At 74.4% G+C, this 14,278-nt stretch carries 12 protein-coding genes; 7 read left to right on the top strand and 5 right to left on the bottom strand.

Annotated elements, in window-relative coordinates; all coding sequences use genetic code 11:
* Nucleotides 1–5 precede the first annotated feature (5 nt).
* The gene (locus AB0883_RS13695; protein WP_366641464.1) at nt 6–566 is read right to left on the bottom strand and encodes a snapalysin family zinc-dependent metalloprotease; all 561 of its coding nucleotides are present in this window, start codon (nt 564–566) and stop codon (nt 6–8) included.
* Between the two features lie 206 nt (nt 567–772).
* Here AB0883_RS13695 and AB0883_RS13690 point away from each other — a divergent pair, with 206 nt between their 5' ends.
* The 3 genes from AB0883_RS13690 (at nt 773) to AB0883_RS13680 (ending at nt 6,433) form a co-directional block, all read left to right on the top strand.
* Nucleotides 773–2,305, top strand: coding sequence for an acyl-CoA carboxylase subunit beta (locus tag AB0883_RS13690; protein WP_366641463.1), 1,533 nt, complete (start codon nt 773–775; stop codon nt 2,303–2,305).
* 107 nt (nt 2,306–2,412) lie between these two features.
* Nucleotides 2,413–3,567, top strand: a complete 1,155-nt coding sequence (locus AB0883_RS13685; protein WP_121397345.1) for an acyl-CoA dehydrogenase family protein — start codon at nt 2,413–2,415, stop codon at nt 3,565–3,567.
* Between the two features lie 232 nt (nt 3,568–3,799).
* Complete coding sequence (locus AB0883_RS13680) at nt 3,800–6,433, top strand: helix-turn-helix domain-containing protein (RefSeq protein WP_366641462.1); 2,634 nt, start codon at nt 3,800–3,802, stop codon at nt 6,431–6,433.
* A 258-nt stretch (nt 6,434–6,691) separates the two neighbouring features.
* Here the strand turns inward: AB0883_RS13680 and AB0883_RS13675 are convergent, their stop codons facing one another.
* Complete coding sequence (locus AB0883_RS13675; protein WP_366641461.1) at nt 6,692–7,201, bottom strand: MarR family transcriptional regulator; 510 nt, start codon at nt 7,199–7,201, stop codon at nt 6,692–6,694.
* 104 nt (nt 7,202–7,305) lie between these two features.
* Here AB0883_RS13675 and AB0883_RS13670 point away from each other — a divergent pair, with 104 nt between their 5' ends.
* Both AB0883_RS13670 and AB0883_RS13665 read left to right on the top strand, forming a co-directional pair.
* A complete protein-coding gene (locus AB0883_RS13670) occupies nt 7,306–7,887 on the top strand; it encodes a YceI family protein (protein WP_366641460.1) in 582 nt (193 codons plus the stop codon).
* 307 nt (nt 7,888–8,194) lie between these two features.
* Nucleotides 8,195–9,673, top strand: coding sequence for a glutamate--cysteine ligase (locus AB0883_RS13665; protein ID WP_366641459.1), 1,479 nt, complete (start codon nt 8,195–8,197; stop codon nt 9,671–9,673).
* A gap of 174 nt (nt 9,674–9,847) precedes the next feature.
* On the opposite strand, the gene AB0883_RS13660 is transcribed toward AB0883_RS13665, so the two are convergent.
* On the bottom strand, nt 9,848–11,263 hold the full coding sequence (locus AB0883_RS13660) for a hypothetical protein (RefSeq protein WP_366641458.1): 1,416 nt from the start codon (nt 11,261–11,263) through the stop codon (nt 9,848–9,850).
* Nucleotides 11,264–11,388: 125 nt separating this feature from the next.
* Here AB0883_RS13660 and AB0883_RS13655 point away from each other — a divergent pair, with 125 nt between their 5' ends.
* Together AB0883_RS13655 and AB0883_RS13650 are read left to right on the top strand one after the other, a co-directional pair.
* Nucleotides 11,389–12,057 carry a PASTA domain-containing protein gene (locus AB0883_RS13655; protein WP_366641457.1) on the top strand — a complete coding sequence of 223 codons (669 nt, stop codon included), beginning with the start codon at nt 11,389–11,391 and terminating at the stop codon, nt 12,055–12,057.
* A 170-nt stretch (nt 12,058–12,227) separates the two neighbouring features.
* On the top strand, nt 12,228–13,019 hold the full coding sequence (locus AB0883_RS13650) for a PASTA domain-containing protein (RefSeq protein WP_366641456.1): 792 nt from the start codon (nt 12,228–12,230) through the stop codon (nt 13,017–13,019).
* A gap of 36 nt (nt 13,020–13,055) precedes the next feature.
* On the opposite strand, the gene AB0883_RS13645 is transcribed toward AB0883_RS13650, so the two are convergent.
* Together AB0883_RS13645 and AB0883_RS13640 are read right to left on the bottom strand one after the other, a co-directional pair.
* Nucleotides 13,056–13,511: a hypothetical protein gene (locus AB0883_RS13645; protein WP_366641455.1), complete on the bottom strand. Its 456-nt coding sequence runs from the start codon at nt 13,509–13,511 to the stop codon at nt 13,056–13,058.
* Nucleotides 13,512–13,610: 99 nt separating this feature from the next.
* Nucleotides 13,611–13,898, bottom strand: coding sequence for a hypothetical protein (locus AB0883_RS13640; RefSeq protein ID WP_089002741.1), 288 nt, complete (start codon nt 13,896–13,898; stop codon nt 13,611–13,613).
* Nucleotides 13,899–14,278 lie beyond the last annotated feature (380 nt).

The raw sequence follows: 14,278 nt of genomic DNA, 5'->3' as shown, positions 1-14,278 counted from the left end.
GTCGGTCAGCCCACCCTGGCGGGCGTGGCCGGCCAGCTGTCGCGGAAGATCTGCGACCCGACGCGGTTGGTGCTGAAGGTGCCGGCGAAGAGGCTGGACACCCGGTTGGCCTCGGTGGTGCTCGGGTACGGGTTGGTGCAGCTGGTGCCGGCGCTGCCGCCGGACATCAGGATCGCGCAGTTGCCGTTGTAGTTGTCGGGCAGGCCGAGGATGTGCCCGATCTCGTGGGTCATGATCCGCAGCGGGCTGTACTGCTGGGCCTGCTGGGTGTCGATGTAGACCCGCCCGTTGCCCAGGCTGGTCCGGACGGCGTACGAGCCGCCGCCGGTGATCTGGTAGATCCGCAGGTTGGATCCGCAGTTCGCCGTGAGCGTCAGGTTCGACGTGGCGTTGTTCCAGATCGAGGCGGCCTGGTTGGCGGTGCCGGCGAAGCTGCCCGCCTGGCTGGTGTTGTAGCAGATGGTCATGGCCGCCGAGGCGGGCGTCGGGTTGGCGACCGTGACGCCGAGGGTGGCGAGCGCCGTCGCGGCGAACGCGGCCGCGAGCCGGTTGAGTCGTGAGGTCATCGCTGACTCCGATCCGGGAGGAGGGGTGTCCGGAGCGTAGCCCTAGGTATTCATGATTTTCAATGCCTCGTCGCGGGCGCGGGCGGGTGGTGTCGCCTCCGCCGCCCGTGGGTCGCCGGGGGGTGGGGGGATGCGCTAGCCTAACGATCGTTCAGGTCAGTCGGTCGGCCCGCGAGGTGACCGGCTCAGGTGGCGAGGGAGTCGGCGTGACGCTCGACGGTGAGGCACTGGAGCAGCTGCGGAAGCGGGCCCGGGCCGGCGGTGCGGACAAGTACCACGCGGCGAACGCCGCCAAGGGCAAGCTCTTCGCCCGGGAGCGGGTCGCGCTCCTGGTCGACGAGGGCTCCTTCGTCGAGGACGGCCTCTACGCCAACGCGATGGCCGAGGGCCTCCCGGCCGACGGCGTGGTGACCGGCACCGCCACCATCGACGGCCGCCCGGTCTGCCTGATGGCGAACGACTCCACGGTCAAGGCGGGCAGCTGGGGCGCCCGCACCGTCGAGAAGATCATCCGGATCATCGAGCGTGCCTACTCGACCAGCGTGCCGATGGTCTACCTGGTCGACTCGGCCGGCGCCCGGATCACCGACCAGGTCGACCTCTTCCCCGGCCGCCGTGGCGCCGGCAAGATCTTCTGGAACCAGGTCCGCGCCTCCGGTTCCATCCCGCAGGTCTGCGCGCTGTTCGGGCCGAGCGCGGCCGGCGGGGCGTACATCCCGGCGTTCTGCGACGTGGTCGCCATGGTCGACGGCAACGCCAGCATGTACCTCGGCTCCGACCGGATGGTCGAGATGGTCACCGGCGAGAAGACCACGCTGGAGGCGATGGGCGGCGCCAAGGTGCACTGCGCCGAGTCGGGCGTCGGGCACTTCCTCTGCAAGACCGAGGCCGACGCGCTCGACGTGGTGCGGCGCTACCTGTCGTACCTGCCGGCGAACTGGACGCAGCAGCCGCCGGCCGCGCCCGCCGTCGAGGCGCCGGAGAAGGCCGACCTGGCCGCGCTGGTGCCGGCGAGCGAGCGGCAGGCGTTCGACATGCGGCGGTACGTCAAGGGCCTGCTCGACGACGGCTCCTTCTTCGAGATCCAGGCGCTCTGGGCCAAGGAGCTGACCATCGGCTTCGGCCGGCTCAACGGCGAGGTCGTCGGCGTGGTCGGCAACAACTCGATGTTCAAGGGCGGCGTGCTCTTCGTCGACTCGGCCGACAAGGCGACCCGCTTCGTGCAGCTCTGCGACGCGTTCAACGTGCCGCTGCTCTTCCTTTCCGACGTGCCCGGGTTCATGGTCGGCAGCGCGGTGGAGAGGCAGGGCATCATCCGGCACGGCGCCAAGATGATCACCGCGATCTCCGAGGCGACCGTACCGAAGATCTGCGTGGTGGTCCGCAAGGCGTACGGCGCCGGTCTCTACGCGATGGCCGGTCCCGGCTTCGAGCCGGACGCCACGATCGCGCTGCCCACCGCCAAGATCGCGGTGATGGGCGCGGAGGCGGCGGTCAACGCGGTCTACGCGAACAAGATCGCCGCGATCGAGGACGAGGCCGAGCGGGCGGCGTTCGTCGCCGCGAAGCGCGAGGAGTACGAGCGCGACATCGACGTGGTCCGGCTCGCCAGCGAGCTGGTCATCGACGCGATCGTCGAGCCGCACGAGCTGCGCGCCGAGCTGGTCCGCCGGTTCGCCGCCGCCCGCACCAAGGAGCGGCACTTCTCCCGGCGCCGGCACGGCGTCACCCCGGTCTGATCCCGCCGCCGGCCCACCCGGCCGGCCGGCGGGCCCGCACCGCACCAGCGACCCGTCCGTTCCCGGCGTCACGAGCGCCCGGCGGCCCATCCACACAGGAGGATTCCATGGACTTCCGGCTCACCGAGGAGCAAGAGGCGCTGCGGGAGAGCGTGCGGGAATTCGCGCGCGAGGTGGTCGCCCCGGTCATCGCGGAGCACTACGAGAAGCACACCTTCCCGTACGAGGTGATCCGGCAGATGGGCAAGATGGGCCTGTTCGGCCTGCCCTTCGCCGAGGAGCACGGCGGCATGGGCGGCGACTACTTCGCGCTCTGCCTGGCGCTGGAGGAGCTGGCCCGGGTCGACTCGAGCGTCGCCATCACCCTGGAGGCGGCGGTCTCGCTCGGCGCGATGCCGATCTACCGCTTCGGCACCGACGAGCAGAAGGCGACGTGGCTGCCGAAGCTGCTCAGCGGCGAGGCGCTGGCCGGCTTCGGACTGACCGAGCCGGGCACCGGCTCGGACGCCGGCGGCACCCAGACTCGCGCGGTGCTCGACGAGTCCACGGACGAGTGGGTGATCAACGGCTCCAAGGCCTTCATCACCAACTCGGGCACCGACATCACGGCGCTGGTCACCGTCACCGCGGTCACCGGCACCCGCCCGGACGGCGCCAAGGAGCTGTCCACCATCATCGTCCCCTCGGGTACGCCGGGCTTCACCGTCGCGCCGGGCTACTCCAAGGTCGGCTGGAACGCCTCGGACACCCACGAGCTGACCTTCGACGACTGCCGGGTGCCGGCGGCGAACCTGCTCGGCGAGCGCGGCCGGGGCTTCGCCCAGTTCCTGCGCATCCTCGACGAGGGGCGGATCGCCATCGCCGCCCTGGCCGTCGGCCTCGCGCAGGGCTGCGTCGACGAGTCGATCAGGTACGCGAAGGAACGCCAGGCGTTCGGCCAGCCGATCGGCAACTACCAGGCGATCCAGTTCAAGATCGCCGACATGGAGATGAAGGCGCACACCGCCCGGCTGGCCTACTACGACGCGGCCGCACGGATGCTCGCCGGTGAGCCGTTCAAGCGGCAGGCCGCCATCGCCAAGCTGCACGCCAGCACCATCGCGGTGGACAACGCCCGCGAGGCCACCCAGATCCACGGTGGCTACGGCTTCATGAACGAGTACCCGGTGGCCCGGTTCTGGCGCGACTCCAAGATCCTGGAGATCGGCGAGGGCACGTCCGAGGTGCAGCGCATGATCATCGCGCGCGATCTGGGCATGTGACGGCGACGGGTCCGGTGGCGTCGGGGCAGCCGTCTCCGCGCCGCCGGACCCGTCCGGCGTGACCGGCCCGCTCGGCGTGACCGGCCCGTTCCCTGCCGCCGGTCCGTTCCGTGCCGCCGGATCCGTTCCGCGTCGTCGTCCGTCCGGTCCGCTGTCGGATATCCGCACCGGGGCGTCGGCAGTGCGACGCTCGGCTGCCGGCGGTCGTACCCCCTCCGTACCCTTCCTGCCCATGACGCCGGATCATGATCGTTCGCCGCATCCGGGCGGTCGTACCGGGCTGCCGGAGCTGCTGCGCGGGCACCGGCTCGCCGCCGGCCTGACGCAGGCCGAGCTGGCGGGCCGGGCGGGTGTGGGCGTCCGGACCGTCCGCGACCTGGAGCGGGGCCGCTCGTCCCGGCCGCAGCGCACCACTGTCGAGCTGCTCGCCGGCGCGCTGGAGCTGGCCGGAGCCGCCCGGTCGGCGTTCCTGGCCGCCGCCCGGGGGCCGGTCCCGGCCGCCCCGCCGGCCACCCCCGGAGGCGCCCCGCCGGCCCGCGTCGATCTCGACCACCACGCCGGTACGCCGGCCGCGCTCCCGCCCCCGGTCGCGCTGGTCGGCCGGGACCGCGACCTGGCCGAGCTGGTCGGTCTGCTCACCGACGGGCGCGGGCCCCGGCTGGTCAGCCTGGTCGGGCTGGCTGGCGTGGGCAAGACCGCGCTGGCCCTCTCGGTGGTCCACGCGGTCGCCGACGACCATCCCGGCGGGGCGGCCGGCGTGCTCATCGGCGAGGGCTCGGACGCGGCCGACGTGCTCTCCGCCTCGGTCGCCGTCTTCGGTGTCGCCCGGCTGCCCGAGCTGACCGTCCGCCTCGACGGTCGGCCGGCGCTGCTGCTCGTGGACGCGGCCGAGCGGGCCCCCGACGCGGTCGCCGAGACGGTGCACCGCCTCGCCGGGGCGGTGCCGTCGCTGCGGGTGCTGGTCACCGGCCGGCACCCGGTCGGCCTGCCCGGGGAGCGGGTGTGGCCGGTCGCGCCGCTCGACGTACCGCCGCCAGGCAGCGAGCGGGAGGGCCCGGCGGCGCTGGCCGGCTACCCCGCCGTGGCTCTCTTCACCGCCCGGCTCGACCAGGTCCGCCGGGAGCCGCCCGGCCCCGCCGAGCTGCCCGCCCTCGCCGCCCTGGTACGCCGCCTGGGCGGGCTCCCGCTCGCCATCGAGCTGATGGCGGCCCGCGGCCGGATCCTCGATCTCAACGAGCTGCTCGACCGGTACGGCGACCGTGTCCTCGACCTGACGACCTCGCCGGGGGCGGCCGGGCGGCCGGGCTGGGACAGCACGGAGCCGGGCCGTCCGGAGAGCCCGCGGGCGGCGGTGGCGGAGACCCTGCGGGACGCGGTGGCGGTCAGCTACCGCCTCCTCGCCCCCGACGAGCGGGCCGCGTTGCGCCGGCTCGCCGCGTTCGGCAACCGCTGGTCGGTCGAGCTGGCCGAGGAGATGCTCGCCGACCCCGCCGACCGGGACGGGACGGTGGTCGTGGACCCGGTGCCGCTGCTCGACCGGCTCGTCGAACTCGGTCTGTTGAGCGTCCGGGGCGCCGGGCCGTTCCGGTTCCGCCTGCTCGACGCCGTACGGGACTTCGCCGCCGAGCAGGCGACGGGCGCCGGCGAGCTGACCGCGATCCGGCGCCGGCACGCGCAGGTCGTCGCCCGGCTGGTGGCGCGGACCGCACCGGAGCTGGTCGGGGCCAACCTGCCGGCGGCGGTGCACCGCCTGGACGAGGTGACCGGCGACATCAGCTCCGCCCTGGCGCACGCCGCCGTCGACGACCCGTTGACCGCGCTGCGGTTGGCGGCGGCGCTGTCCCGGTGGTGGCGGTTCAGGGGGCGCGACGTCCCCGGCAGGCAGTGGCTCCGGCGCCTGCTGGCGGATCCGCGTACCGCCGATGTCGACCCGGTGCTGCGGGCGTGGGCGTTCCTCGGGGTGGCCCGGCTCGCCGCCGAGCACGGTGCCGGGGCCGAGGAACTGCCGGCCGCTCGGGAAGCGCTGGCCGCGTTCCGGGACGCGGGCGACGTCACCGGGGAGTTGGAGGCGCGTTCGGTGCTCTGCGCGCTTCTGATCGCCCTCGGCGAGCAAGACGAGGTGCGGACGCAGGCCGAGGCGGTGCTCGCGCTGGCCGTCCGGCACGGGCGGGTCCGGGACATGGCGGTGGCGCAGAACAACCTCGCCTGGCACGACATCCGGGTCGGTGACCTGGCGGCTGCCCGGCGCCGGCTGGCCACGGTCGACCGGCTCGCCGCGCGGGTCGGGGAGCAGCGGCTGCGGGTGCTCGCGCGGGCCAACCTCGCCGAGGTGTCCCGCCTCGAGGGCCGGTACGCGGACGCCGTCGACCAGGGCCGGCGGGTGGTGGCGGCGCTGGCGGAACTCGGCGACCCGGGCCACCGTCGCCGGGTGCTCGGCACGGTGGGGCTGGCGCTGGCCCGCGACGGCCGGTCCGCCGAGGCGGCCGAGGTGCTGGCCGAGCTGCGCCCGCCCCCGGGGCCGCCGGTGCCCCGCCCCGAGGAGGTCTGGTCGCCCGGGCGCCTGCCGGGTGCGCCGACGCCCGGGGTGCGCCCGGAGGACGGGATCTGCGCGCTGATCGAGGGGAACCTGGCGCTGCGCCGGGGCGATCGTGAGCTGGCGGCGGAGTGGTTCGCCGCGGCGGCGGAAGCCGGTGCCGGCGGTCAGGACCGGCGTGACGTGGTGGAGGCGCTGGTGGGACTGGCCGCCAGCTCGGGCGATCCCGCCGTGCTGGACCGCCTCGACCGGGCCTTCCGGCAGAGTGGTGTGCGGCTGCTGCCGCACGAGGAGGAGCAGTTGCGCCCGTGGGCCGCGAGCCGGAGCGGGTGACCCGGGCGGACCGGCCGTGCCGGCGTCGGGGCCGTGCCGTGGCGGGCGTTGCGCAGAGCGACCGGGGGGACGCGGGCGACGAAGCCCCTCTTGCTACCCCTCGCTCGTCGCCCGCGCCGTCACCCCCCGGTGCGTCCCCACTGCCCGAAGACTAGCCACCGTCCGCACGCGGCTCCGTCCGGTTTGAACGTCTATCGTCCCGTGGGTACGGCAGTTCTGCCGCTCTTTCTGCCGGTGCCGGGCGGGCCCGGGGACGGGTCAGGAGGGCGGGACCGTCCCGTCGCAGTCGGCGGCGGGCCCGGTGCTTCCGGCGGTGGCGCCGGGGTGCACCGCGTCCCGGACCCGGCGCAGCCCGTCGAGCAGGGCGTCCAGGGCCTCCGGGTCGAGCTGGCCGGTGAACCACTGCTCGATGATCCGCAGGTGCCCGGGCAGGGTCTCGTCGAGGCGTTGCAGGCCGGAGGCGGTGACCACGGCGAACGAACTGCGCCGGTCGGAGGGACAGGCGCGGCGGGCGAGCAGCCCGTCGCGTTCCATCCGGTCCACCACGCGGGTGACGCCGCTCGTCGAGAGCGAGGTCTGGGCGGCGAGGTCGGTCATCCGCAACTGGTTGCCGGGTGAGCGGGCGAGTCTGGTCAGCACCTCGAACTCGACCGGTGAGAGGCCGTGCTCCTCGAACTGGGCGGCGAACCGGGCCGAGAGCCCGGCGTGCGCCTCGACGAGCAGGCCGACGGCGGTGATCCGGGGGTCGTCGAACACGTTCTGGTCCACGCGCCCATCGTAGCAGTACTTGACACGAGGAATATTGCTATGCCTATAGTTGCTGCGGAAGTCGTTGGGCTACTAAACAACTTTTCCCCACGGAGGGCAGCTTCATGACCAGCAGCACCGCACCGGTCACCCGCGACTGGGACGGCCTCACGATCCCGACCGCCGGCACCTACCTGCTGGACGCGGCGCACAAGCGCGTGGGCTTCGTCGCCCGGCACATGATGGTCAGCAAGGTACGCGGTGAGTTCGCCGACGCGAGCGCCACCATCACCGTCGCCGAGGACCCGATGCAGTCCACGGTCAGCGCCACCATCCAGGCGGCCACCATCAACACCAACCAGGCCGACCGGGACGCGCACCTGCGCAGCCCCGAGTTCCTCGACGCCGAGGCCTTCCCGACCCTGGAGTTCCGCAGCACGGCCGTGAAGTCCCGCGACGGCAACGAGTTCGTCCTCTCCGGCGAGCTGACCATCAAGGGCGTCACCCGCCCGGTCGACCTGGACGTCGAGTTCGAGGGCGTCGGCCGCAGCCCGTTCGGGCAGGACATCTTCGGCTTTTCCGCGTCCACCGAGATCGACCGCGAGGACTTCGGCCTGACCTGGAACGTCGCCCTGGAGACCGGGGGCGTGCTGGTCGGCAAGAAGATTAAGATCGAGATCGAGGGCGAGGCCGTCCGTCAGGCCTGATCCGCCCTACCGCTTCCGGGCCCGCGCCGCGTCACGGCGCGGGCCCGACGCGCGTACGCAGGGTGATGGCCCGCCGGCTCGGGTGCGATTTGTCACGACTCATTCGCCGTTCGATCGGGTGCGGGCGGCACCGGCTGGGTAGATATGCCGCCGGGAGCGCGTCCGCCGACCGGAGTACGGTCGTCCCGGCCGTGGGATCGCCGCGACCTCCTATGGTCCCGACGATGCCGACACTCCTAACGTGGAGGGTTCACCACGCGCTTACCGGGCCGGTACGGTCCGACTGCGCCTCGCGCCGGGAGGAAACATGGGCAGGGACGTCGAGCAGGGCGCCTTCTCCCGGGAGGACCGGGTCCGCTACCGACAGAAGGTACGGCGGTGCCTGGACGTCTTCGCCCTGATGCTGGACGACTTCGGCTTCGACGCCGACCGGCCGATGACCGGGCTGGAGATCGAGCTCAACCTGGTCGACTCGGCGGCCGAGCCGGCGATGCGCAACGACCAGATCCTCGCCGACATCGCCGACCCGCTCTTCCAGACCGAGCTGGGCCAGTTCAACCTGGAGCTGAACGCGCCGCCCCGGCTGATCGAGGGCAGCGGGTTCGCCGACTACGAGCAGGACCTGCGCGGCAGTCTCTCCCGTGCCGACGAGCGGGCCGCCAAGTCGGACGCGAAGATCGTCCTGGTCGGCATCCTGCCCACCCTCACCGAGCGGCACCTGGTCGAGGACAACCTCTCCACCAACGAGCGGTACCGGGTGCTCAACGACCAGATCGTCGGCGCCCGGGGCGAGGACATCGAGCTCGACATCCGAGGCGTCGAACGCCTCCAGACCCACACCGACTCGATCGCCCCCGAGGCCGCCTGCACCAGCCTCCAGTTCCACCTCCAGGTCGCCCCGGACAGCTTCGCCGACTACTGGAACGCCTCCCAGGCCATCGCCGGGGTGCAGGTGGCCGTGGGGGCCAACTCGCCCTTCCTCTACGGGCGGCAGCTCTGGGCGGAGACCCGCATCGCCCTGTTCGAGCAGGCCACCGACACCCGGCCGGACGAGCTGAAGGCGCAGGGCGTACGCCCCCGGGTCTGGTTCGGCGAGCGCTGGATCACCTCGATCTTCGACCTCTTCGAGGAGAACGTCCGCTACTTCCCGCCGCTGCTGCCGATCTGCGAGGACGAGGACCCGGTCGAGGTCCTGCACGGTGGCGGCGTACCGGAGCTGGGCGAGCTGCGCCTGCACAACGGCACCGTCTACCGGTGGAACCGGCCGGTCTACGACATCATGAACGGCCGCCCGCACCTGCGCGTGGAGAACCGGGTGCTGCCGGCCGGCCCGACCGTGGTCGACATGCTGGCCAACGCCGCCTTCTACTTCGGGCTGGCGCGCGGGCTGGCGGAGTCCGACCGGCCCATCTGGAGCCAGCTCACCTTCAGCTCCGCCGAGGAGAACTTCCACGCCGCCGCCCGGCGCGGCATGGACGCCGTGCTGCACTGGCCCCGCCTCGGCGAGGTGCCGGTGACCAAGCTGGTCCTGGACGTCCTGCTGCCCAAGGCGGCCGCCGGGCTCGACCGGTTCGGGGTGTCCCCCGCCGAACGCGACCGGCTGCTCGGCATCATCGAGCAGCGCTGCCGTACGGGCCGCAACGGCGCGGTCTGGCAGACCGAGGCGGTCTGGGCGGCCGAGCGGCACCGCGGCATGGACCGGAACGCCGCCCTGCATCACATGGTGCAGCGCTACGCCGAGCTGCAACGCAGCAACGAGCCCGTGCACACCTGGCCCGTCGACTGACCCGCGTCCCGCTGCGCCGCAGCTGACCGGCATCCCGCTGCGCCGCAGCTGACCCCGCGTCCCGGGTGCGCCGCAGCTGACCGGCACCCCTGTGCGCCGATCCGGGCCGGCGCGGGCCCCTGACGCCCCGGTCGCACCCGTCCTGTCCCGGGTGCTCCGCACCCCGGCCGGCGTTCAGCGTGTGCGGCGGCCGGAGCGGGACCGGCGGCCGGTGGCCTGCGGTTCCGCCGGATCGTCGGCGGCCGGCGCGGGCTCCCCGGTCGTCGCCGACGCCCACGTGTCGTCCCCGGTGGCCGGGGCGGCCGGCTCCCCGGCCGGTGTGCCGGACGTGACCGCGGGCCTCGCGGCGGCGGGGACCGGCGCGGGTTCGCGCTCGGCGGGGCCCGGCGCGGGTTCGCGGTCGGCCGGGGGCGCTCCTGCGCCCGCCGCGACGGCGTCCCCGTCCGGCGCGCCGCCGCCCGGCCCTGTGAAGGCGTTGCCGTCGTCCGGCGTCGTGAAGGCGGCGGCGTCGACCGGCGTCGTGCGGGTGTCGCTGCCGGCGGGCGTCGCCTGGGCGTCGCCGTCGGTGCCGCCGGCCGGAGAGGTGTGCCGCCCCGGCGCCGAGGTGCCCGCGTGGTCGGCGGGTTCGCCGGTGCGTTGGCGGGGCACCCGCACCGTTCCCCGGGCCGCGGCCCGTCGGGCGGCCCGCTGGGCGAGGGCGGCGACCAGGACGGCGCCGCCGACCCCGATGATCACCGCGTACGGCGCGATCAGGTGCGCCGACACCTGCTCCGGGCTGATCGCGGTCAGCCTGGGCACCGCCAGGAAGTACGCGGTCGCGACGAGCAGCGGCCCGGCCGCACCCGAAACGGCCGCCCCGACCCGGTGGTCGGGATCCCGGGCGTCCCGGCGGGCCGCGAGGGCCCCGATCACCAGCGCGGAACCGAGGGACAGCAGCGCTCCCGGCCAGTAGAAGTAGTCGCGGATCCAGTACCGCCCGTCGTCGGGGCCGAGCTGCCAGATGCCGAGCTGGGCGCTGGTGAGGCCGCGCCCGGCCAGCACGCCGTCCACGACGGCGATCACGGCGAGCAGCCAGAGCCAGCCGACGGTGGCGATCACGTTGTTCGCGGCTGCCCGCGAGCGCAGCGCCCAGACCGCCGTCAGCACCCCGACCAGCACGCCGACCGCCGCGTAGGCCGCCGCGACGTTCCGGGGCGAGCCGGTGTCCGCCACCGTCACCGCCTCCCGGGCCGGTACGGCCACCAGCAGCACGGTGATCAGCGCGCCCACCCCGGCGGCCACGGCGAGCGCGACGGAGCCGAGGGCGCCTCCACCCGGTCCGGCGGGAGCCGGCTCGGCGGGGTCGGTGTCCGGTGCCGGGGCGCGGTCGCGCAGCCGCTGCGCACAGACCGCGCCGAAGACCGTCGAGGTGGCCGCGATCCAGGTGGCCCAGATCAGACCCGCCACCCACGCGGTCGCGCCGGCGGTCGCGTCCGCCGGTGCCCAGTTGATGATGCCCAGCCCGTAGCCGAAGCCCAGTTGGGCCGCGCCCGCGCCGGCAGCGACGCCGACCGCGGTCGCGATCGATCCTCCCCAGCCCCGTCTGGCCATGCCGGGGAGCGTAACGTCCCGTGGTCGGCGCGGCGAGTCGTGGCGGTCCGGCCCGGGGCGACCGCGATGACGCCGGTGTCGACGGGAGCGGGTACGGTCGCCGGTGATCGAGGCGGGGTGGGCGTATGACGGACGGGGACACGGGCGCGCGGGACGACGCCGGGCCGGACCGGTCGGCGTTGCTGCTCAGGGGCGGGCTGGCCGTCGTGCTGCTCGCGGCCGTCGGCGCGACCGGCGGCTGGCTCCTGGCCGGCGAGGACGACCCACCTGCCCCGCCGGCGGCGGCGGAGAGTCCGCCCTCCACCGGCACCCCGGACGCGGCCCGGCCGACCCCGGGCCGGTCCGCGCCCCAGGCTCCCCGCACGACCGCCCCGAGCCGCTCCGCCGGGCTGACGGTCCCGCCGGTCGTCGGCGAGGAGTTCACGGACGCCCGCGACGAACTGCGCGAGAAGCGGCTGGGCTGGCGGCTCGTCTTCGGCCAGGGCACGGGAACGACCGTGGAGCGCACCTCCCCGGAGGTGGGTACCGAGGTGCAGCCCGGACGCACCGTGACGCTCTACGTGAGCGGTCCGGCGCCGGCCACCACCGTGCCGGACGTGGTGGGCGACGACTGCGACGACGCGGCGGACGAACTCGTCGACGAGGGCTTCTACCCGCATTACCGGACGGGCAAGACCGGCAAGGTCAGCCGCCAGGACCCGGCCGGCGACGGTGCGGGAAGGTGGAACGACCAGGTGTCGATCTGGTGCGGCGACGCGCCGGAGGACGGCGGTTCGCCCTCCCCGACGCCGTGACGGAGCGTCCGGCACGCTGATCCCGGCCGATGGCCTCCGGGACCGCTAGGTTGGCGGTCGGGGCCCGCGACGCCCGCCCGGGCCGGGAGAGGACGTGCCATGAGTGAGCGTCAGCGAGCGAGTCATCGGCACAGCGCGCGAGCGAGTCATCGGCACAGCGTGGTGCCGGCATGAGCGACGACCGCCAGGAACCGCCCGCCGGGGAACACGACGACCGGACCCGCCCGCTGCCGCCGCCGGGCGATTCCTCGGCCGGGCCGGAACCCGACCGTACGCAGCCGCTGCCCCGCCCCGACCGGAGCGCCCCGGACGCCGGCGACGCCGCCCGGCCGATGCCCGTCGACGGCACCGCCCCGCTGGACCGTACGGCCGCCGGGCCGCCGGAGCGGTCCGGGCCGGCGGCATGGTCCGGCCGGGCGGAGGTGCGCCCCGGCGGGCCGGCCGACCAGCCGGAGGCCGAGTGGTACGCCGAGGACCAGGACGCGCGGCGCTGGTGGCTGCCGATCCTGTGGGGCGTGCTCGTGCTGCTGCTGCTCGGCCTGCTCGGCGCCGGGCTGTGGCTGGCCCTCCGGTCGGCGGACGACGGTCCGAGCGGGCCGGAGCCGTCGCCGTCGCCGTCGGTGACCCGCGCGTCGCCGACCACCGCCGCGCCGACCTCCGCCGCCCCCACCAGCTCGTCGCCCTCGGCGTCCCCGACGCCCTCGGTGCCGGCCGAAGTGCCGATGCCGCCGGTGGTGAACCTGCCGCTGGAGACGGCGCAGGCCATCCTGGACGACGTCGGGCTGGACCACCGGGTGGAGTACGAGACGTCGGACCGGCCGGCCGGCACGGTGATCCGCACCGAGCCGGAGGCGGGGGAGCTGGTGCCGGAGGACGAGGAGGTCACGCTGGTGGTGGCCCGCGACGCCGCCTCGCCGACCGGCGGGGTCACGCCGTCGGTCGAACCGACCGCCACCCGGTGAGCCGCTGACCGCGCCGCTGGCGGGGACGCTGCCGCGTCACCACATGCGTCGTCTCGTCCCGACCATGCCGAGCCCGGCCAGCGAGATGGCAAGTCCGAAGATGCCGGACCAGAAGAGGGAACGGCGGACGTCGTCGGGCGCGGGGCGGGCGGCGTGCGCCGCGCCGCCCGGGGAGGCCGTGGGAACGTCGGCCCCGGCGGCGCGCCCGGCCTCGTCGGCGGCGCCGAGCGCGTCCGGGCCGTCCGGTCCGGTCAGTGCGTACGGGTCGTCGAGGGCGTCCGGCCCGTCGTCGCCGTCGGGCGGGTCCTCGTCCACCACGGTGATCTCCGGTGCCGGGACCGGGGTGGTCAGCCGCGTGGTGGACGAGAGGGCGGGATCGCGGACCACGACCACCAGCGTGGTGGCGGCGCCGATCAGCGCCAGTAGTCCGAAGGCGTAGGCGATTCGGGAGCGGTGGTGCCGCCGCGCGGCGGGCTGATTGACCATGGCCATCCCAGGTTCGGGGTCCTGGACGCGCGGGGTGGAACGTGCCGGGGTGGGCGTACCTCATCCTATGGCGACGGCACGCCCCTCGGCTGCCGATCGCGCAGGTCAGCCCACCCGGACCGGGGTGCGGGCGACGGGCCGGCGCGGCGCGCGCACGGTGTGCGGCCGAGGCTCGGGGGCCGACCGCAGGTGGCGCAGCCCCTCCCGCTGGACGAAGATCGACCGCCGGCTGACCGCGTCCCCCGATGCGTTCAACTCGTAGCCTTCGAGCCAGATCCAGCCGTCGTAGGTCGGCCAGTCGAGCACCCGGATGACCCGGAACATGATGGGCCTGAGGAACTGGACACTCGCCGCGCGAGTCACGTGCAGTACGTCACCGGAGCGGGGAAGCACATGGGCTCCTGGGAGGGTCGGCCGGCCGACGGGCCGGCGGTGTGGGTCGGGGGACGTCGATGGCCCGTGGCGGGGTCGTGCCTCGTGGACCGGTGGTGCGGGCGGTGGTGGTCGGGCCGTACCCGCTGGTGGCGAACCGCCACCCGACCAGCACCCGGCTGCTCCGGGTACCGCTCCCGCCGCCGCAGCCAACTGGCGTGCAGCGGCGAGGTCATCAACCCGGGGCAGGTCTGGTTGTCGGCTGTCGGGCGGTTCCACCGTCGCGCGTCCCGCAGCCCGTGGGGTCACCACGGCGAGGAAGCGGACGAAGACGGTGAGTAACCCGTGCCATACGGACAGAGTGCATCAGCGACGTGCTTCATGCAAGTTGCACGTCGACT

The sequence above is a fragment of the Micromonospora sp. NPDC047812 genome (assembly GCF_040704175.1).
Taxonomy (GTDB): domain Bacteria; phylum Actinomycetota; class Actinomycetes; order Mycobacteriales; family Micromonosporaceae; genus Micromonospora.
The sequence above is the reverse complement of the archived record's forward strand: the minus strand, read 5'-3'. Positions and strand labels throughout refer to the sequence as shown.

Bases quoted from the DNA above. Each gene is read 5' to 3' on its own strand.
- AB0883_RS13670 (WP_366641460.1), top strand. From the start codon at position 7,306: ATGACCAGCAGCACCGCACCGGTCACCCGCGACTGGGACGGCCTCACG.
- AB0883_RS13655 (WP_366641457.1), top strand. From the start codon at position 11,389: ATGACGGACGGGGACACGGGCGCGCGGGACGACGCCGGGCCGGACCGG.
- AB0883_RS13650 (WP_366641456.1), top strand. From the start codon at position 12,228: ATGAGCGACGACCGCCAGGAACCGCCCGCCGGGGAACACGACGACCGG.
- AB0883_RS13685 (WP_121397345.1), top strand. From the start codon at position 2,413: ATGGACTTCCGGCTCACCGAGGAGCAAGAGGCGCTGCGGGAGAGCGTG.
- AB0883_RS13680 (WP_366641462.1), top strand. From the start codon at position 3,800: ATGACGCCGGATCATGATCGTTCGCCGCATCCGGGCGGTCGTACCGGG.
- AB0883_RS13665 (WP_366641459.1), top strand. From the start codon at position 8,195: ATGGGCAGGGACGTCGAGCAGGGCGCCTTCTCCCGGGAGGACCGGGTC.
- AB0883_RS13645 (WP_366641455.1), bottom strand. From the start codon at position 13,511: ATGGCCATGGTCAATCAGCCCGCCGCGCGGCGGCACCACCGCTCCCGA.
- AB0883_RS13695 (WP_366641464.1), bottom strand. From the start codon at position 566: ATGACCTCACGACTCAACCGGCTCGCGGCCGCGTTCGCCGCGACGGCG.
- AB0883_RS13660 (WP_366641458.1), bottom strand. From the start codon at position 11,263: ATGGCCAGACGGGGCTGGGGAGGATCGATCGCGACCGCGGTCGGCGTC.